This is a genomic window from Streptomyces sp. NPDC126503 (assembly GCF_040302405.1).
Classification (GTDB): Bacteria; Actinomycetota; Actinomycetes; order Streptomycetales; family Streptomycetaceae; genus Streptomyces; species Streptomyces gulbargensis.
Genome location: NZ_JBEORS010000018.1, coordinates 42,665 through 61,906, shown reverse-complemented (window position 1 = coordinate 61,906; position 19,242 = coordinate 42,665). Strand labels below are relative to the sequence as shown.

Genomic DNA, 19,242 nt, shown 5'->3' with positions numbered 1-19,242 from the left:
ACGGTGGCAGGCGTTCCCGCACATCGACACCGAGAGGTCGTCACCATGAACCAGCTGACCCGCTACACCGGGCGCCGCGCCCTCGTCACCGGCGGCGGCTCCGGCATCGGCCAGGCCACCGTCCTGCGCATGCTCGCCGAGGGCGGCCGCGTCGTCGCCGCCGACATCAGCGAGGACGGCCTCAAGGACACCGCCGCCCGGGCCGGAGAGGGCGCCGACCGCCTCACCACCCTGGTCCTGGACGTCGCCGACGAGGCCTCCGTACGGGCCGGGGTCGCCGCCGCCGTCGAGACGCTCGGCGGCCTGGACGTCCTGGTCAACGCCGCCGGCGTGCTGCGTTCCTCGCACACCCACGAGACCAGTCTCGACGCCTTCGAGCAGATCCTCCGGATCAACCTCACCGGCACGTTCCTCGTCATCCGTGAGGCGATACCCGCCCTCCTGGAGGGCCACGGCCCCGCCGTCGTGAACTTCTCGTCCACGTCCGCGATGTTCGCCCACCCCTACATGGCGGCCTACGCGGCCAGCAAGGGCGGCATCCAGTCCATGACCCACGCGCTCGCCGCCGAGTACGCCAAGCAGGGCATTCGTTTCACCGCGGTCCAGCCGGGCTCCATCTCCTCCGGCATGACGGACGGCTCCGGCGCCAGCCGCCGGTCGGTCGGCCCCGGCCTGCCCGCCGACGCCGACATGTCCCTCTTCGTGAAGCTCGCCCCCGCCCTCGGCCAGGGCTTCGCCGGCCCCGAGACCGTCGCGGGCGTCGTCGCGATGCTCGCCTCCGAGGACGGCGCGTTCATCACCGGCACCGAGGTCCGTGTCGACGGCGGCACCCACTTCTGAGGCCGCGGGCCGCTGCGGCCCCGGTTTCCTCTCAGGCGCCGCCGAAGCGGGCCCAGAGCCGGGGGAAGCGGGAGGCCAGCACCGCGTCGTCCGACAGGTCGAACGGGGTGCCCAACGGCTCTCCGCCCGGCATCGGGACGCCCAGCTCCGGCGTCTCGGCGCCGGTCAGCGTCTCGTACGCCTCGTCCGCGGCGAAGCCGATCTCCTCGCCGTCCCCGTCGATCTCCGGATCGAACTCGTCGAGCAGCTCGGCCAGCGCGTCCGGGTCGTGCACCGCCCCCTCGTACACCTCCCGGCCCTGCCCGATCAGCCAGCAGCGGAAGGAGTCGAAGGTCTCCTCGCCCGCCCCGTCGAACAGCACGGCCGCGGCGCCCCACAGGTCCCAGAGGTACGCGCGGTTGAAGCGGGCCTCGAAGTGGCGCGCGTAGTCGAGCACGGAGTCGGGGTCCAGCCGGGTCAGCCGTTCCACGAGGAGCTCGGCCTGCTCCTCGGGGTCGCCCTCGGCCTCCGCGCGGGCGGCGTCGATGATCTCCCAGAACTCGGTCTCGTCCATCACGGCTCCAGCATCACGGTTCGGCCGGTGCGACGCACCCGGAATGCCCGAAATGAATCCGGACAGAAGATGTCTCCTTTCCCTGTCAGCCTGGGACCATGACGACAGAGAACACACCCCTGCGGGGACGCGTCTGCCTGGTCGCCGGGGCCACCCGGGGCGCCGGACGGGCCATCGCCGTCCAGCTCGGGACCGCCGGAGCCACCGTGTACGTCACCGGCCGCACCACCCGCGACCGGATCAGCGAGGTCGGCCGGTCCACCGAGACCATCGAGGAGACCGCCGAACTGGTGACGGCCGCCGGCGGCGAGGGCGTCGCGGTCCCCACCGACCACCTGGAACCCGACCAGGTGCGGGCCCTGGTCGAGCGGATCGACCGGGACCACGGCCGGCTCGACGTCCTCGTCAACGACGTGTGGGGCGGTGAGCACCTGATCAAGTTCGGCGACCGGTTCTGGGACACCGACCTCGCGGGCGGCCTGCGCATGCTCGAACTCGGCGTGCGGACCCACCTCATCACCGCACGGCTCGCGGTGCCGCTGCTCGTACGCCACCCCGGCGGCCTCCACATCGAGGTCACCGACGGCACCGCCGCGTACAACGGCACCCGCTTCCGCGAGAACGTCTTCTACGACCTGGCCAAGAACGCCCCGATCCGGATGGCCTTCGGTCTCGCCGAGGACCTGAAGGAGGCCGGCTGCACGGCGGTCGCGCTCACCCCCGGCTGGCTCCGCTCCGAGCAGATGCTGGACCACTTCGGCGTCACCGAGGAGAACTGGCGGGACGCCGTCGCCCAGTTGCCGGACTTCGCCAGCTCCGAGTCCCCCGTCTACGTCGGACGGGCGGTCGCCGCCCTCGCCGCCGACCCCGGCCGGGCGCGCTGGAACGGACAGTCGCTCTCCAGCGGACAGCTCGCGAAGGAGTACGGCTTCACCGACGCCGACGGCTCCCGGCCGGACGCCTGGGGCTACATCATCGCCAAGGAGACCGACCCGGCCGTCTCCGTGGACGACTACCGGTAGAGCGCCGCCAGGCCCCGCGCCGCCTCCGCGAACCGCTCGCGGAGCGCGGCCGGGGCCAGCACCTCCGCCTCCGGGCCGAGCGCCAGCAGCTGCGCGAAGGCGACCTCCTCGTCCTCCACGGCGAGCCGCACCGTCACCCGGCCCTCCGCGTCGGCCGTCCCCGAGGCCAGCGCCTCCTCGGCCGCCGCGCGATCCGTCACGTACGGCAGCCGGCCCGCCCCCGCCTCCGTCAGCCGCAGCACGACCTCCGCGCGCAGCAGCGAGCGCGCGAACTCGGCCGCGCGCTCGGCCCAGAACGCCGCCAGGTCGAACTCCGGATCCCGGACGAAACGCTCCTCGCCGACCGCCACCCCGGTGAACCGGTCCACCCGGTAGGTGCGGTGCGAGGAGCCGGCCAGGGCGCACACGTACCAGACGCCCGCCTTCAGGACGAGCCCGTACGGTTCCAGGTCCCGTTCCACCTCCGTACCGTCCCCGCGCCGGTAGCGGGCCTCGACCCTGCGGTCGTCCCAGACCGCCTCGGCCAGCGGGGCGAGCAGCTCGGGCGTCTGTGGCTCCTGGTACCAGCCGGGCGCGTCCAGGTGGAAGCGGCGGGCCGCCGACGCGGGCGCGTCCCGCAGCGAGGGCAGCAGCGCCGCCGACACCTTCAGCCGGGCCGCCGAGGCCGCGTCCTCCAGGCCCATGTCCCGCAGCGCGCTCGGCAGCCCCGACAGGAACAGGGCCTCCGCCTCACCGCGGGCCAGCCCGGTCAGCCGCGTGCGGTACCCGCCGACCAACCGGTATCCGCCGCTCCTGCCCCGGTCCGCATACACCGGAACCCCCGCCTCCGAGAGGGCGAGGGCATCACGGGTGACGGTCCGCTCCGACACCTCCAGCTCGGCGGCGAGCTCGGCGGCGGTCATGGAGGGACGCGACTGGAGCAGCAGGACCATCTTGATCAGGCGGGCGGCGCGCATGACCCCATCATGCGCGCCGCCACCGACAGCCGGTCCTCCCGGCTCCGGCCTACAGGCCGTAGCGCTCGCGCGCCTCCTTCACGGCCGTCGCCGCGACCTCGCCGCGCCGCGCCAGCTGCGCCAGCGCCGCGACGACGATCGACTGCGCGTCGACACCGAAGTGCCGGCGGGCCGCGTCACGGGTGTCCGACAGGCCGAAGCCGTCGGCGCCCAGCGAGGACCAGTCCTGCTCGACCCACTGCGCGATCTGGTCCGGGACCTGGCGCATGTAGTCGGAGACCGCGAGGACCGGGGACTCGACGCCCTCCAGGGCCTTGCGGACGTACGGCACGCGCTCCTCGCCCCGCAGCAGCGCCGCGTCGGCCTCCAGCGCGTCGCGCCGCAGCTCCGTCCAGGAGGTGGCGGACCACACGTCGGCGCCCACGCCCCACTCCTCGGCGAGCAGCTTCTGCGCCTGCAGGGCCCAGTGGATGGCCGTGCCGGAGGAGAGCAGCTGGATGCGCGCGGCGTTGGCGGGCAGCTCCAGACCGGCCGACTCGGCGGTGTTGAAGCGGTACAGGCCCTTGATGATGCCCTCGTCGACACCGGCCGGCTTGGCCGGCTGCGGCATCGGCTCGTTGTAGACGGTGAGGTAGTAGAAGACGTCCCGGTCCTCGCCCTCGGCCGCCTCGCCGTACATGCGGCGCAGGCCCTCCTTGACGATGGCCGCGACCTCGTACGCGAACGCCGGGTCGTACGTCAGCGCCGCCGGGTTGGTGGCCGCGATGACGGGGGAGTGGCCGTCGGCGTGCTGGAGGCCCTCACCGGTCAGGGTGGTGCGGCCGGCGGTCGCGCCGACGAGGAAGCCGCGGCCGAGCTGGTCACCGAGCTGCCACATCTGGTCGGCGGTCCGCTGCCAGCCGAACATCGAGTAGAAGATGTAGAACGGGATCATCGCCTCGCCGTGCGTCGCGTACGACGTCGAAGCGGCGATGAAGTCGGCCATGGAGCCGGCCTCGGTGATGCCCTCGTTCAGGATCTGGCCGTTGACGGCCTCCTTGTAGTACATCAGCTGGTCGCGGTCGACCGGCTCGTACGTCTGGCCCTTCGGCGAGTAGATGCCGAGCGAGGGGAACAGCGACTCCATGCCGAAGGTGCGGGCCTCGTCCGGGACGATCGGGACCCAGCGCTTGCCCGTCTCCTTGTCGCGGACCAGGTCCTTGATCAGGCGCACGAAGGCCATGGTGGTGGCGACGGACTGCGAGCCGGAGCCCTTGTCGAAGGCGGTGAAGGCCTTCTCGGCCGGGGCCGGCAGCGGGGCGAGCGGGTGCACGCGGCGGGCCGGGGCCGGGCCGCCGAGGGCCGCGCGGCGCTCCTGGAGGTAACGGACCTCGGGGGAGTCGGCGCCGGGGTGGCCGTAGGGGACCACGCCGTCGACGAACTGGCTGTCGGAGATGGGCAGTTCAAGAAGGTCGCGCATGTTCTTGAACTCGTCCGTGGAGAGCTTCTTCATCTGGTGGTTCGCGTTCTTCGACGCGAAGCCCTCACCGAGGGTGAAGCCCTTGACGGTCTGCGCGAGGATGACCGTCGGCGCGCCCTTGAACTCCAGGGCGGCCTTGTAGGCGGCGTACACCTTGCGCGGCTCGTGGCCACCGCGGGAGAGGTGGAAGCACTCGAGGATCTTGTCGTCGCTCAGCAGCTTCGCCATCTCGGCGAGCGCCGGGTCCTTGCCGAAGAAGTCCTCGCGGATGTAGGCGGCGTCGCGGGTCTGGTACGTCTGGACCTGCGCGTCCGGCACCTCGCGGAGGCGGCGGACCAGGGCACCGGTGGTGTCGAGCGCGAACAGCTCGTCCCAGGCGTTGCCCCACAGGGACTTGACCACGTTCCAGCCGGCGCCGCGGAACTGGGCCTCCAGCTCCTGCACGATCTTGAAGTTGGCGCGGACCGGGCCGTCGAGGCGCTGCAGGTTGCAGTTGATGACGAAGGTCAGGTTGTCCAGACCCTCGCGGGCGGCGAGCGCGAGGGCCGCCGTCGACTCGGGCTCGTCCATCTCGCCGTCGCCGAGGAAGGCCCAGACGTGCGAGGAGGAGACGTCCTTGATGCCGCGGTTGGTCAGGTAGCGGTTGAAGCGCGCCTGGTAGATCGCGGAGAGCGGGCCGAGGCCCATGGAGACGGTCGGGAACTCCCACAGCCAGGGGAGGCGGCGCGGGTGCGGGTAGGAGGGCAGGCCGTTGCCGCCGGACTCCTGCCGGAAGTTGTCGAGGTGGGTCTCGTTCAGCCGGCCGTCGAGGAAGGCGCGGGCGTAGATGCCGGGGGAGGCGTGGCCCTGGATGTAGAGCTGGTCGCCGGAGCCGGCGGCGTCCCCGGACTCCTTGCCCTTGAAGAAGTGGTTGAAGCCGGTCTCGTAGAGCCAGGCCGCGGAGGCGAAGGTGGCGATGTGGCCGCCGACGCCGTACTTGGAACCGCGGGTGACCATCGCGGCCGCGTTCCAGCGGTTCCAGGCGGTGATCTTCCGCTCCATCTCCTCGTCGCCGCCCGCTTCGCTGATGGAAGGCTCGGCCGCGGTGGGGATGGTGTTGACGTAGTCCGTCTCCAGCAGCTTGGGCAGGGCCAGTCCGGCGCCCTCGGCGTGCTGGAGCGTGCGGCGCATCAGGTAGGCGGCCCGGTGCGGGCCGGCGGCCTTGGTGACGGCGTCCAGGGAGGCCGCCCACTCGGCGGTCTCCTCGGTGTCACGGTCCGGGAGCTGGTCGAGCTCGCTCGGAATCTTGCCTACGGGATCGGTCATGATCGCCGCCTTCCGGACAGGTGGGGGTGGAGATGGGGGGCCTTGTCTGGCAGGACAGGGCGAAGGGCCGGGGTGCGGCCCGCCGACGACTGTAAACCGCCGATCGATGATCGATCAAAGGGTGGAGCGAGGAAAGTTCTGCCGAACGGGAAAGTCGGCACAGGGTGCCGCGTATCGGGGCACCCGGTGCCTTGTTTTCGCAGGTGGGGAGGGGTTCCGAGAGCGTCGGATGAGGACAGTGACGCACGGATGAGCGGAGCCCCGCGCGGGCGGGGCTCCGGGGGTATTAGCGAGGTCCGTCCCGCAAACGGGCACTTCTTGGCCGGGAGAGGGGCGATTTCCGGCCACTCGCGGCGAGGGTGTCAGGCGGTTTCCCGGGTCGTACGGGGGAGGAGGCGCCGCCGCCGTACGGGCCAGGGCGCGAGGTGCGTCGTCAGGCGCGCGGGGCACAGCCGAGCACGTGGGCCTTCACCAGGTTCCCGATGTTCGGGTCACCCCGGCGGAAGGCCTCCACCAGCTCCTGGTGCTCCTCCGCGTACGACTTCTGCACCGTCCCCAGCCAGCGGATCGACAGGGCCGTGAAGACCTCGATGCCGAGGCCCTCCCAGGTGTGCAGCAGCACGCTGTTGCCCGCCGCCTTCACCAGCTCCCGGTGGAAGGCCACCGTGTGCCGCACCTGGGCGGTCCCGTCCGAGGTGGCGTCCGCCCGGTACAGGGCCTCCACGTGCGGCTCGAGGGCCGAGCAGTCCGCCGACAGGCGGGGCGCCGCCAGCTCGGCGGCGATCTGCTCCAGACCCGCCCGCACCGGGTAGCTCTCCTCCAGGTCGGCCGCGGTCAGGTTGCGCACCCGGACGCCCTTGTTGGGGGCCGATTCGATCAACCGTAGCGACTCCAGCTCGCGCAGCGCCTCCCGTACCGGCGTCTGGCTGACCTCCAGCTCCGTGGCGATCCGGCGCTCCACGATCCGCTCGCCCGGCTTCCAGCGGCCGCTGACGATCCCCTCCACGATGTGCTCGCGGATCTGCTCGCGCAGCGAGTGGACGACGGGGACGGTCATGAAGCGGCTCCTCCGGGAGTTCTAGACCCTTAGACAATACGGCGGTGTCCCCGCCCGGAAACACATCCGGACGGGGACACCGCAGGTGAGGCTTGTTACGTTGCCTTTCGGCTCCGTGCCTTACAGACCGAGGTCGACCTCGAACTCGCCGGCCTCCAGGATCGCCTTGACGGCCGTCAGGTAGCGGGCGGCGTCGGCGCCGTCCACCAGACGGTGGTCGTAGGACAGGGCGACGTACGTCATGTCGCGGATCGCGATCGTCTCACCCAGGTCCGGGTGGTTCACGACGACCGGACGGCGCACGGTGGCGCCGATGCCCAGGATGGCGACCTGGTTCGGGGGCACGATGATCGTGTCGAACAGCGCGCCGCGCGAACCGGTGTTGGAGATGGTGAAGGTCGCACCGGCCAGGTCGTCCGGCGTGATCTTGCCGGCGCGCACGGCACCGGCCAGCTCCGCGGTCTTCTTGGAGATGCCGGCGATGTTGAGGTCGCCCGCGCCCTTGATGACCGGGGTCATCAGACCCTTCTCGGAGTCCACCGCGATACCGATGTTCTCGGTGTCGAAGTAGGTGATCGTGCCCTCGCCCTCGTTGATCCGGGCGTTGATGACCGGGTGGGCCTTCAGCGCCTGGGCCGCCGCCTTCACGAAGAACGGCATCGGGGAGAGCTTGACGCCCTCGCGGGCGGCGAACGCGTCCTTGGCGCGGGCGCGCAGCCGCATCAGCTTGGTGATGTCGACCTCGACGACCGAGGTCAGCTGGGCCTGGCCGTGCAGCGCCTTCATCATGTTGTCGCCGATGACCTTGCGCATGCGGGTCATCTTGACGGTCTGGCCGCGCAGCGGGGAGGCCTCCAGCGCGGGAGCCTTCGGCGCGGCGCTCGCGGCGGCCGGAGCGGCGGCCGGAGCCGGAGCGGCCTTCTTGGCCTCGGCGGCCGCGAGGACGTCCTGCTTGCGGATGCGCCCGCCGACACCGGAGCCCTTGACCTGGGCCAGGTCGACGCCGTTCTCGTTGGCCAGCTTGCGGACCAGCGGGGTGACGTACGCGCCGTCCTCCGCCGGAGCCGGAGCCGCCGGGGCGGCCGGGGCCTGCGGGGCCGGGGCCGGGGTGGCCGGGGCCTGCGCGGCGGGAGCCGGAGCGGCGGGGGCGGCGGCCGGGGCGGGAGCCGGAGCGGCCGGAGCCTGCGGAGCCGGAGCGGCCTCCGGAGCCGGGGCGGCGGCCGGGGCCGGGGCGGCGGCCGGGGCCGGAGCGGCCGGGGCGGCACCCGCGGCACCGATGACGGCCAGCTTGGCGCCGACCTCGGCGGTCTCGTCCTCGCCGACGACGATCTCCAGGAGGACGCCGGAGGCCGGCGCCGGGATCTCGGTGTCGACCTTGTCCGTGGAGACCTCGAGCAGCGGCTCGTCGGCCTCGACGGTCTCGCCGACCGACTTCAGCCAGCGCGTGACGGTGCCCTCGGTGACGGACTCGCCGAGCGCCGGAAGGACGACGTCGGTCCCCTCGGCGGAACCGCCGCCGGCGGCCGCCTCGGCCGTCGGGGCCGGAGCCGGCTCCTGGACCTCGGTGGACGGGGTGGCCTGCGGCGCCGGGGCGGCGGGGGCCTCGACGGCGGGGGCCTCGGCGGCGGGGGCCGGAGCGGCCTCGGCGGCGGGCGCCTCGGCGGCGGCCGGGGCACCGGAGCCGTCGTCGATGATGGCCAGCTCGGCGCCGACCTCGACCGTCTCGTCCTCGGCGACCTTGATGGAGGCGAGGATGCCCGACGCGGGGGCGGGGATCTCGGTGTCGACCTTGTCGGTCGAGACCTCGAGCAGCGGCTCGTCGGCCTCGACACGCTCACCCTCGGCCTTGAGCCAGCGGGTGACGGTGCCCTCGGTGACGCTCTCGCCGAGCGCCGGCAGGGTTACGGAAACCGACATGGTTTCAGTTGCTCCTAACGAATTGCGGAAGTTGGTCGTCGCGCCCGTGGATGACGTGAGCGTCAGTCGTGGGAGTGCAGAGGCTTGCCGGCCAGGGCCAGGTGGGCCTCGCCGAGCGCCTCGTTCTGCGTCGGGTGGGCGTGGATGAGCTGCGCGACCTCGGCCGGCAGCGCCTCCCAGTTGTAGATCAGCTGCGCTTCGCCGACCTGCTCGCCCATGCGGTCACCGACCATGTGGACGCCGACCACGGCACCGTCCTTGACCTGGACGAGCTTGATCTCGCCCGCGGTCTTCAGGATCTTGCTCTTGCCGTTGCCCGCGAGGTTGTACTTGAGGGCGACGACCTTGTCCGCGCCGTAGATCTCCTTGGCCTTGGCCTCGGTGATGCCGACGGAGGCGACCTCGGGGTGGCAGTACGTCACCCGCGGCACGCCGTCGTAGTCGATCGGAACGGGCTTGAGGCCCGCGAGCCGCTCCGCGACGAGGATGCCCTCGGCGAAGCCGACGTGCGCGAGCTGGAGGGTCGGGACGAGGTCGCCCACGGCCGAGATCGTCGGCACGTTGGTCCGCATGTACTCGTCGACCAGGACGTAGCCGCGGTCCATGGCGACGCCCTGCTCCTCGTAACCGAGACCGGCCGAGACCGGGCCGCGGCCGATGGCGACGAGCAGCACCTCGGCCTCGAAGGTCTTGCCGTCGGCGAGGGTGACCTTGACGCCGTTGTCGGTGTACTCGGCGCTCTGGAAGAAGGTGCCGAGGTTGAACTTGATGCCGCGCTTGCGGAAGGCGCGCTCAAGAAGCTTCGAGCTGTTCTCGTCCTCGACCGGGACGAGGTGCTTCATGCCCTCGATGACCGTCACGTCGGTGCCGAAGGACTTCCACGCGGAGGCGAACTCGACGCCGATGACACCGCCGCCGAGGATGATCGCCGACTCCGGCACCCGGTCCAGCGTCAGCGCGTGGTCCGAGGTGATGATCCGGTTGCCGTCGATCTCCAGGCCGGGCAGGGACTTCGGCACGGAACCGGTGGCGAGGAGGACGTGACGTCCCTCGACGCGACGGCCGTCCACGTCGACGGAGGTGGGGGAGGACAGGTGCCCGGTGCCCTCGATGTAGGTCACCTTGCGGGAGGCGACGAGACCCTGCAGACCCTTGTAGAGGCCCGAGATCACGTCGTCCTTGTACTTGTGCACGGCCTTGATGTCGATGCCCTCGAAGGAGGCCTTGACACCGAACTGCTCCGCCTCGCGCGCCTGGTCGGCGACCTCGCCGGCGTGGAGCAGGGCCTTCGTCGGGATGCAGCCGTTGTGCAGGCAGGTGCCGCCGAGCTTGTTCTTCTCGATCAGTGCGACGTCCAGGCCCAGCTGCGCTCCGCGCAGCGCCGCGGCGTAACCGCCGCTACCGCCGCCGAGGATCACTAGGTCGAAAACGGTGCTGGCGTCGTTCGCCACGTCACGTCCTCCATGCATGTGCGCTCGTCGCCGGTCGCCGGGACCGGGCGGCGGCTGGTGTTCGGCCGCTTATTTTCGGCCCTGTGGTGGGGGCCCTGTCCTGCCGAGAACCCATCTTCGCACTTGTTGACGGATGGCGGGACGCGGGGCCGGTGGATGAGACCGGGTGATCGTCCGTACGGACGGCCGCGGAGGCGTACGAACCTACGGATTTCGTCGCGGACCGACGACGGCGGGGGCCCCGGGAGGACAGCCCGGGGCCCCCGCCGCGTGGCCGGGGGCCCCGGGTGGAAGGGGAGGCTCAGACCTCGCCGGCGGCGGTCAGCTCGGCGAGCCGGACCAGCGTGCGCACCGAGGAGCCGGTGCCGCCCTTCGGGGTGTAGCCGTACGGGGCGCCCTCGTGGAAGGCCGGGCCCGCGATGTCCAGGTGCGCCCAGGTGATGCCCTCGCCGACGAACTCCTGGAGGAAGAGACCGGCGACCAGACCGCCGCCCATTCGCTCACCCATGTTGGCGATGTCGGCGGTGGGGGAGTCCATGCCCTTGCGCAGGTCGGCGGGGAGCGGCATCGGCCAGGACTGCTCGCCGACCTCCTCGGCGATCTCGTGGATCGCCGTGCGGTAGTCGTCGTCGTTGGCCATGATGCCGAAGGTGCGGTTGCCCAGCGCCAGGACCATCGCGCCGGTCAGCGTCGCCACGTCGACGATCGCGTCCGGGTGCTCCTCGCAGGCCTTGGTCAGCGCGTCGGCCAGGACCAGGCGGCCCTCGGCGTCGGTGTTGAGGACCTCGACGGTCTTGCCGCTGTACATGCGCAGCACGTCGCCGGGGCGGGTGGCCGAGCCGGACGGCATGTTCTCGGCGAGCGCCAGCCAGCCGGTGACGTTGACCTCCAGGCCGAGGCGGGCCGCGGCGACGACGGTGGCGAACACGGCGGCGGCACCGCTCATGTCGCACTTCATCGTCTCGTTGTGGCCGGCCGGCTTCAGGGAGATGCCGCCCGAGTCGTAGGTGATGCCCTTGCCGACCAGGGCCAGGGTCTTCTCCGCCTTCGCGTGCGTGTAGGCGACGCGGACCAGGCGCGGCGGGTTCTCCGAACCGGCGCCGACGCCCAGGATGCCGCCGTAGCCGCCCTTGGTCAGGGCCCGCTCGTCGAGGACCTGGACCTTCAGGCCGTGCTCCTTGCCGGCGGTCTGCACGGCGGTGGCGAAGGCGGCCGGCGTCAGGTCGTTCGGCGGCATGTTGATCAGGTCACGGGCGCGGTTGGTCTCCTCGGCCACGGCCTGGGCGCGCTCGGCGGCGGCCTTGTAGGCCTTGTCGCGCGGCTTGGCGCCGAGGAGGGCGACCTCCGCCAGGGGCTTCTTCGCGTCCTTGGCGTCCTGCGCGGCCTGGTACGCGGTGAAGGCGTAGGCGCCGAGCAGCGCGCCCTCGGCGACGGCCCCGGCCTCCTCGGGGGCGGCGACGGGAAGCGCGAACGCGGCCTTCTTCGTGCCGTGCAGGAGACGGGCGGCGGTACCGGCGGCACGGCGCAGCGCCTCCGTGTCGTAGGCCTCGCCGTCCTCGGGAGCGGCGCCCAGGCCGACGGCCACGACGAGCGGGGCCTTCAGACCGGCGGGGGCGGGCACCTTGGTGGCCTCACCTTCGGCACCGGTGGCGCCCAGGGTCTCCAGGACGGCGGCGAGCCGGCCGTCGAAGGCCTTGTCGACGGCCTCGGCACCCGGGGCGACGACCAGGGTCTTACCGGACTTCGCGACGCCGACGACGAGGGCGTCGGCGCGGAGCGTCGCCGCACCGGCAGTGCTGAGAGTGAGAGCAGTCACGGTGGTGAAATCTCGCTTCCATTGAGTTCTGTGGCGGTCGAGGGATGGGCCGACCGTGCCCGCCGCATCGTATTTCGGCCCGGAGAGCGCCGGGAACGAGCCTACGCTCGCTCGTCCGGTTCGCTCACGGCGGCGGCGATTCACTCATCCGTGGTGTCTCTTTCATGTTTACCTTCCCGGGCCCGGCGGCCCCGCCACACTCGCCTCGTCACGCAAGGGCGACGTTCTGTCGTCCTCGCGCCATCCGCATCATCGCCACAGGCCCTCCCCCTGCCCGGGGCGGGGTCCGACGAGGGGGACACCAGCCGTGGAATCCGGCCGCATCCGCACTTCCGCACCCAGGACGGCGCCCCGCGCCGCGCTCCTGGCCGCCGCCGTCGCACTCCTCGCCACCGCCGTGCCGCAGGCCGGGGCCGCCCACCCCGGGCTCACGGGACCGACCGCCCGGGCCGCCGCGGACCCCGCCCCCCGCGTCGACCTGACCGTCCTCGTCGTCGACGACGGCGGCAGCGCCGTGGACGCGATCATCGCCGAACTGAAGGGCTCCGGCGTCCCGTACCGCAGGATCGACCTGGCCGATCCGAACCGCCCGGTCGTCGACGCCGCCTTCCTCAGCGACCCGTCCGACGGCGCCACCGGCCGCCCCCGCGCCAGGTACCAGGGCGTCGTCCTGCCCCACGAGAGCGCCTTCGGACCCGACTCCGCCGAGCACCGGGCCCTCCACGAGTACGAGCGGACCTTCGGCATCCCGCAGGTCGACGCCTACACCTGGGCCCACCCCGGCGTCGGCCTCGACCACACCAGCGAGGGCGGCTACTCCGGCGTTCTCGACGGCGCCACCACCACGGTCACCGACGCCGGCCGGGCCGGCCCCTTCCGCCACCTCGCCGGACCGCTCGTCTTCGAGGACAACGACCCGTCCGTCGCCGAGAGTTACGGCTACGCCGGCCGCCCCCGCCCCGGCTACACCAGCTATCTCGACCTGCCCGTCGAGGGCGGCGGCCGGGCCAGCCTTGTCGGCGAGTACGCCGCCGGCGGGCGCCGCGAACTCGTCGTCACCTTCGCCCACAACCGGCACCAGCGGCAGTTCCGCGCCCTCGCCCGGGGCATCGTCGACTGGCTCACCCAGGGCGTCCACCTCGGCCGCAGCCGCCACTACTTCTCCGTCCACGTCGACGACGTCCTCGCCCCCGACGCCCGCTGGGACCCGGTCCGCGACTGCACCCCCGGCGACCTCGACTGCGCCGGCGGCGAGGGCACCGCCGCGCACCCCATCCGCATGACCGCCGCCGACGCCACGTACGCCGCCGCCTGGCAGAAAGCTTCCGGCTTCGCCCTCGACATGGTCTACAACGGCGGCCAGGGCGAGCAGTGGAAGAGCGCGCACGGCGGCACCGACCCGCTCGCCGCCCGGCTGATCGCCGACCGCGCCCAGTACCGGTGGATCAACCACACCTACACCCACCCCTTCCTCGGCTGTGTCCAGGACACCGGCGTCGTCCCCTGGCGGTGCGCCCAGGACGCCGCCGGCAACACCCTGTGGGTCGGCCGCTCCCAGCTCTCCGCCGAGATCAGGAACAACCTCACCTGGGCCACCGGCAAGGGCATCTCCGTCGACCGCTCCGAACTGGTCACCGGCGAGCACTCCGGCCTGAGGACCCTGCCCCAGCAGCCCGCCGACAACCCGCACCTCGCCGGTGCCCTCGCCGACAACGGCGTGACCTGGATCGCGAGCGACAACTCCCGTGAGCCGGGCCAGCGGGCCGTCGGCGCCGCCCTCACCGTCCCCCGCCACCCCATGAACGTGTACTACAACGTCGGCACCGCCGCCGAGATGACCGACGAGTACAACTGGATCTACACCTCCCGGGCCGACGGCGGCAGCGGTGTCTGCGAGACCGACCCGGCCTCCACCTGCCTGCCGGCCCCCCTCGACACCGCCACCGGCTACGCCACCCACATCGCCCCCCGCGAAGCCCGCACCGCCTTCTCCCACGTCCTCGCCAACGACCCGCGCCCGCACTACGCGCACCAGTCCAACCTCGCCGAGGAGCGCCTCCTCTACCCCGTCCTCGACCAGGTCCTCGCCGACCACCGGGCCCTCTTCGCCGCCAACACCCCGCTCGTCAACCCCCGTCAGCGGGACGTCGGCGCCGAGCTCAACCGCCGCGCCGCCTGGGACCGGGCCCTCGCCGCCGGCCAGGTCACCGCCTACCGGGTGGGCTCCACCGTCACCGTGAAGGCCCCCGCCGGCGTCGCCGCCCCCGTCACCGCCCCCGAGGGCACCCGCAGGCAACTCGTCCTCGGCTCCGCCCCCTTCGGCGAGGCCTACGCCGGCAGCCGCTCGGCCTGGACCTCACCCGAACTGCTCCGGACCTCCGTCACGCTCACGCTCCCGACCGCCTGACCCGCACGACCTGGGGGGACCCACATGCCGAGCAGTGGCCGTCACGTCACCATGCTCACCGAAGGCACCTACCCGCACGTCCACGGCGGCGTCAGCACCTGGTGCGACCAGCTCGTCCGCGGCATGCCCGAGGTCACCTTCGAGATCCTCGCCCTCACCGGCAGCGGCCGCGAACCCGTCACCTGGGAGCTGCCTCCCAACGTCACCCGGCACACCGCGTTCCCCCTCTGGGGCCACCCGAGGGGACCGGCCGCGCCCCGCCGCGCGCGCCGGACCCCGCGGGCCCGCGAACGCCGCCGCTTCCTCGACACGTACGAACGCTTCCTCCTCGCCCTCCTCGACCCCGGGGCGGGTTACGACTTCGGCACCGGCCTCTACGAGCTCGCCACCCTCGCCCGGCAGGGCCGCCTCACCGCCGCCCTGCGCTCCGAAGCCGCCCTCCGCTCCCTCATGTGGATCTGGACCATGCCCCACCTGCCCACCCTCGCGGCCCGGCCCACCGTCCACGACGCGCTCACCGCCACCGACCTGCTGGAACACGCCCTGCGCCCGCTCGCCGCCCGGATATCCGGCGGCAGCGTGGCCCACGCCGTCTCCAGCGGCCTCGCCACCCTGCCCGCCCTCGCCGCGCAGCACTACGAAGGGGTGCCCTTCCTGCTCACCGAACACGGCATCTACCTCCGCGAGCGGTACCTCGGTCACCGAGCCGAGGCGCAGCGGTGGCCCGTCAAGGCCCTCATGCTCGGCTTCTACCGCGAGCTCAACACCCTCGGCTACCGCAAGGCCGACCTCATCACCCCCTGCAACGAGTACAACCGGCGCTGGGAGGAACGCGGCGGAGCCCCCGCCGACCGCATCCGCACCGTCCACAACGGCGTCGACCCCGCCCTCTTCCCCGAGGCAGGGCCCGAACCCGAGACCCCCACCCTCAGCTGGTGCGGCCGCGTCGACCCCATCAAGGACCTGGAGACCCTCGTCCGGGCCTATGCCATCTGCCGCGCCGAACTCCCTGCGCTGCGGCTGCGGTTGTTCGGTCCCGTCCCCGCCGGAAACGAGAAGTACCGCACCCGCCTGGAGAAGCTCGCCGCCGAACTCGGCGTCGCCGACGGCATCTCCTTCGAGGGCCGGGTCTCCGACGTCCCCTCCGCCTACGCCGCCGGCAGCGTCGTCATGCTCTCCTCCATCAGCGAGGGCTTCCCCTTCTCCCTCATCGAGGCCATGTCCTGCGGCCGGGCCACCGTCTCCACCGACGTCGGCGGCGTCCGCGAGGCCGTCGGTGACACCGGCGTCGTCGTCCCGCCCCGCGAACCGGCCGTCATGGCCGCCGCCGTCACCGCCCTCCTGCGCGACGGCGCCCGCCGCGCCGAACTCGGCCGCCGCGCCCGCCGCCGCGTCATCGACCGCTTCACCCTGCACCGCTCCGTCGACGGCTTCCGCCGCATCTACCGCGAACTCGCCGCCGCCCGCCCCGAACCTCCCGCCACCGCCACCGTGCCCGCCCCCACGCCCCTGCGCCTGAGCATCCCCGCCCCCCGCCGCACCTCCGCGCCCCTCCTCGCGGGAGGCACCCCGGCATGAGCGGCTCCCCGCGTCCCACACCCCCGGCCGGCCCCGACGCCTTCCCGGCCGTCCCCCGTCCCCGGCACGAGCGCGCCCCCGCCGCCGGCACCTGCCTCGCCCCCGATCCGCTCGACGAACTCGCCGACCGCCTCGGCGGGTTCGTCGCCGTCGCCGTGCACCCGGACGAGATCGCCGCGCTCCTGGAGTCCGACGGCATGACCGACGACCACATCCGGCTCACCTACGGCCGCGCCGACTCCTTCGCCCTCGCCGAGGACCTGTACGCGCGTGTCGAACGCCGCCACCCCGAACCCCAGGCCCCGCCCGCACCCCCCTGGCACACCGGGCTCGCCGGCTGCCTCCTGCGCGGCCTCGTCTTCGCCCTCCCCGGGCTCGCCTACGTCCTCGCCGCGCCCCTGCTCGCCGGGGAGCACGGCCGGTACGGCCTCCCCGCCGGCACCGTCCCGCTGCTCGCCGGCGCCGTCACCGGCTGGATGTGGAACCAGGCCCTCGCCCACCGCGCGTACACCTGGCTCGGCCTCGGCGACCGGCCCGCCGCCGCCCGCGCCCTGCTCACCGGCGCCCCCGCCGGCGCCCTCGCCGGAACGGCCGTCGCCCTCGCGGCCGCCGCGCCGGGCGAGACCCCCGCCGCCGTCTTCGCCGCCGGACAGTCCCTCTACCTCGCCGCCGCCACCGTCCTGCTCGTCCTCGGCCGCGAACGGGCCCTCCTCTGCGCCCTCCTGCCGCTCGCCGGCGCCGTCCCCGCCCTCCGCTGGGACCTGCCCGGCCCCCTGCGGGGCGTCCTCCTGATCACCTCGCTCACCACCGCCGTCACCTTCGCCGCGCGCGTCCTGCGGCCCGGCACGCGGCGCGGAGCGCGGGGCCGCGGCGGGCCGCCGCTCACCGCCTCCCTCCCGTACGGCCTCTTCGGCCTCGGCAGCGGTCTCCTCGTCCTCCACGCCGGGCTCGGCGACCCGCCGGCCGGCGGCGCCGCGGCGGTCCTCGCCCTCACCCTGTCCATGGGGCCAGCCGAATGGCTGCTGCACCGCTTCCGCGGCGGCAGCCTCCACCGGCTCCACACCCTCACCACCGCCCGCGCCTTCCGCCGGTCCGTGACCGGCGCCCTCGCCCTCTGCCTCGGCGGCTACCTCACCGCCCTGCCCGCGCTCACCCTCGCCGCCACCGCCCTCTGGCCCGGCGCCCCCTGGCCGACCGCCCCCCGGCTGCTCACCCTGCTGCTCATCGGCGCGGTGCTCTGGCTCGGCCTGCTCCTCCAGGCCTTCGGCGCGGTCCTGGGCGCCGCCGCCGTGTGCCTGCTCGCCGCCACGGCGGCCACCGCCGCGCCCGCGGCCGGCCCGGCCGCCACCGGGGGAGCGGCCGCCGTGCTGGCCGCCCTCACCTGTGCTCTGCTGATACGGCCCACCGCGCACCGCCCCTGACCCCCGCCCCCGCACCCAGGCAGACGGACCATGACGCCCTCCCTCCTCGTGCCCTTCTACGAGCACCCCGCCGACCGCCCCGAGGCCTGGGCGGCCCTGCTCGCCGCCGCGCCCGCGCTGTACGGCGTCGTCATCAACCCGGCCGACGGCGCCGGCCCGGCCCCCGACCCCGCCTTCGCCGAGGTCGCGGCCCGGCTGCGGGCCGCGGGCGTACGGGTCCTCGGCTACGCCGACACCGACTACGGCCGCCGCCCGCACGGCGAGGTCGTCGCCGAACTGCTGCGCCACCGCGACTGGTACGGCGCCGACGGCGCCTTCCTCGACCAGGTGGCGACCGCGCCCGCCGCCCTACCGCACCACCGCAGACTCGCCGTCGCCGCCCGCGCCGCCGGGGCCACGACCCTGGTGTTCAACCACGGCACCCCGCCCGACCCGGGGTACGCCGAACTCGCCGACCTCCTCGTCACGTTCGAGGGCCCCTGGGACACGTACCGCACCCTGGACCCGCCCGCCGCCGACGGCCACTGCCACCTCGTGTACGCGGCTCCGCCCGGCATCCGCCCCACCGCGCCCGTCCACTGCGCCGCCCCCGGCACCGGCGCCCACCCGTGGGGCACCCTGCCCCACCTCCCGGAGCCCGCCCGATGACCGGAACCCGCCCGACGAGACGCCCGGTCCCGCTGCTCGTGGTCCTGCTGCTCCTCCTCACCGCGTGCACGGCGGGCCCCGGCGACGACCCGAAGCGCCCGGGGGAGCGGTGGCGGCCGAAACCCGGCCTCGCCTGGCAGTGGCAGCTCAGCGGCCGGCTCGACCCCACCGTCGACGTCCCCGTCTACGACATCGACGGCTTCGACCACCCGGCCGCCACGGTCACCGACCTGCACCGCCGGGGCCGCAAGGTCGTCTGCTACCTGTCCACCGGCGCCTGGGAGGACTTCCGCCCCGACGCCGGCCGCTTCCCCCGCTCCGTCCTCGGCGAGGGCAACGGCTGGCCGGGTGAGCGCTGGCTCGACATCCGCCGCACCGACGTCCTCGAACCCCTCATGGCCGCCCGTCTCGACATGTGCCGCGACAAGGGCTTCGACGCCGTCGAACCCGACAACATGGACGGCTACCAGAGCCGCACCGGCTTCCCCCTCACCGCCGCCGACCAGCTGCGCTACAACCGCCTGATCGCCCGCCTGGCCCACGACCGAGGCCTCGCCGTCGGCCTCAAGAACGACCTGGACCAGATCCCGGAGCTGCTCCCCGACTTCGACTTCGCGGTCAACGAACAGTGCGCCCAGTACGAGGAGTGCGCGCTCCTCACCCCGTTCGTGCAGGCGGGCAAGCCGGTCTTCCACGTCGAGTACGAGCTGGACGTCACCGCGTTCTGCCCCGAGGCGCGGAAGCTCGGCCTCAGCTCGATGCGCAAGCGCTACGAGCTGGACGCCTGGCGCCGACCCTGCTGATCCGGCCTG

14 protein-coding genes are annotated in these 19,242 nt (G+C 73.3%); 7 read left to right on the top strand and 7 right to left on the bottom strand.

Annotated features, from left to right (window positions below; translation table 11 throughout):
* The first annotated feature begins 45 nt into the window (after nucleotides 1–45).
* Entirely contained in the window at nucleotides 46–840 is a 795-nt protein-coding gene (locus ABTY40_RS22485) for an SDR family NAD(P)-dependent oxidoreductase (RefSeq protein ID WP_352061162.1), read from the top strand.
* Between the two features lie 31 nt (nucleotides 841–871).
* On the opposite strand, the gene ABTY40_RS22480 is transcribed toward ABTY40_RS22485, so the two are convergent.
* Nucleotides 872–1,393, bottom strand: coding sequence for a DUF4240 domain-containing protein (locus ABTY40_RS22480; RefSeq protein ID WP_352061215.1), 522 nt, complete (start codon nucleotides 1,391–1,393; stop codon nucleotides 872–874).
* A 98-nt stretch (nucleotides 1,394–1,491) separates the two neighbouring features.
* Here ABTY40_RS22480 and ABTY40_RS22475 point away from each other — a divergent pair, with 98 nt between their 5' ends.
* Nucleotides 1,492–2,415 carry an SDR family oxidoreductase gene (locus ABTY40_RS22475; RefSeq protein ID WP_352061161.1) on the top strand — a complete coding sequence of 308 codons (924 nt, stop codon included), beginning with the start codon at nucleotides 1,492–1,494 and terminating at the stop codon, nucleotides 2,413–2,415.
* On the opposite strand, the gene ABTY40_RS22470 is transcribed toward ABTY40_RS22475, so the two are convergent.
* The 6 genes from ABTY40_RS22470 to ABTY40_RS22445 all read right to left on the bottom strand — a co-directional run bounded on the left by ABTY40_RS22470 (nucleotide 2,406) and on the right by ABTY40_RS22445 (nucleotide 12,376).
* On the bottom strand, nucleotides 2,406–3,371 hold the full coding sequence (locus ABTY40_RS22470; protein ID WP_352061160.1) for a helix-turn-helix transcriptional regulator: 966 nt from the start codon (nucleotides 3,369–3,371) through the stop codon (nucleotides 2,406–2,408). The two genes, ABTY40_RS22475 and ABTY40_RS22470, sit on opposite strands and share 10 nt — an antisense overlap.
* 49 nt (nucleotides 3,372–3,420) lie before the next feature.
* Complete coding sequence (gene aceE / locus ABTY40_RS22465) at nucleotides 3,421–6,135, bottom strand: pyruvate dehydrogenase (acetyl-transferring), homodimeric type (protein ID WP_352061159.1); 2,715 nt, start codon at nucleotides 6,133–6,135, stop codon at nucleotides 3,421–3,423.
* 433 nt (nucleotides 6,136–6,568) lie between these two features.
* Entirely contained in the window at nucleotides 6,569–7,192 is a 624-nt protein-coding gene (locus tag ABTY40_RS22460) for a GntR family transcriptional regulator (RefSeq protein WP_345285809.1), read from the bottom strand.
* A gap of 120 nt (nucleotides 7,193–7,312) precedes the next feature.
* On the bottom strand, nucleotides 7,313–9,109 hold the full coding sequence (sucB, locus tag ABTY40_RS22455; protein WP_352061158.1) for a 2-oxoglutarate dehydrogenase, E2 component, dihydrolipoamide succinyltransferase: 1,797 nt from the start codon (nucleotides 9,107–9,109) through the stop codon (nucleotides 7,313–7,315).
* Nucleotides 9,110–9,171: 62 nt separating this feature from the next.
* Entirely contained in the window at nucleotides 9,172–10,560 is a 1,389-nt protein-coding gene (lpdA, locus tag ABTY40_RS22450) for a dihydrolipoyl dehydrogenase (protein ID WP_352061157.1), read from the bottom strand.
* 301 nt (nucleotides 10,561–10,861) lie between these two features.
* Nucleotides 10,862–12,376, bottom strand: coding sequence for a leucyl aminopeptidase (locus ABTY40_RS22445; RefSeq protein WP_352061156.1), 1,515 nt, complete (start codon nucleotides 12,374–12,376; stop codon nucleotides 10,862–10,864).
* A gap of 307 nt (nucleotides 12,377–12,683) precedes the next feature.
* Here ABTY40_RS22445 and ABTY40_RS22440 point away from each other — a divergent pair, with 307 nt between their 5' ends.
* From ABTY40_RS22440 to ABTY40_RS22420, 5 genes are read left to right on the top strand one after another with little or no spacing between them, the layout of a single operon-like run.
* Nucleotides 12,684–14,783 (top strand): hypothetical protein, encoded by a 2,100-nt coding sequence (locus ABTY40_RS22440; RefSeq protein ID WP_352061155.1) that lies wholly within the window; start codon nucleotides 12,684–12,686, stop codon nucleotides 14,781–14,783.
* A 24-nt stretch (nucleotides 14,784–14,807) separates the two neighbouring features.
* Entirely contained in the window at nucleotides 14,808–16,361 is a 1,554-nt protein-coding gene (gene pelF / locus ABTY40_RS22435) for a GT4 family glycosyltransferase PelF (protein WP_352061154.1), read from the top strand.
* A complete protein-coding gene (locus ABTY40_RS22430; protein WP_352061153.1) occupies nucleotides 16,358–17,782 on the top strand; it encodes a hypothetical protein in 1,425 nt (474 codons plus the stop codon). The genes pelF and ABTY40_RS22430 overlap by 4 nt, the downstream gene beginning before the upstream one ends.
* Before the next feature lie 30 nt (nucleotides 17,783–17,812).
* Nucleotides 17,813–18,430, top strand: coding sequence for a spherulation-specific family 4 protein (locus ABTY40_RS22425; protein ID WP_352061152.1), 618 nt, complete (start codon nucleotides 17,813–17,815; stop codon nucleotides 18,428–18,430).
* Nucleotides 18,427–19,233, top strand: coding sequence for an endo alpha-1,4 polygalactosaminidase (locus ABTY40_RS22420; protein WP_352061151.1), 807 nt, complete (start codon nucleotides 18,427–18,429; stop codon nucleotides 19,231–19,233). Before ABTY40_RS22425 ends, ABTY40_RS22420 begins: the two co-directional genes overlap by 4 nt.
* Nucleotides 19,234–19,242 lie beyond the last annotated feature (9 nt).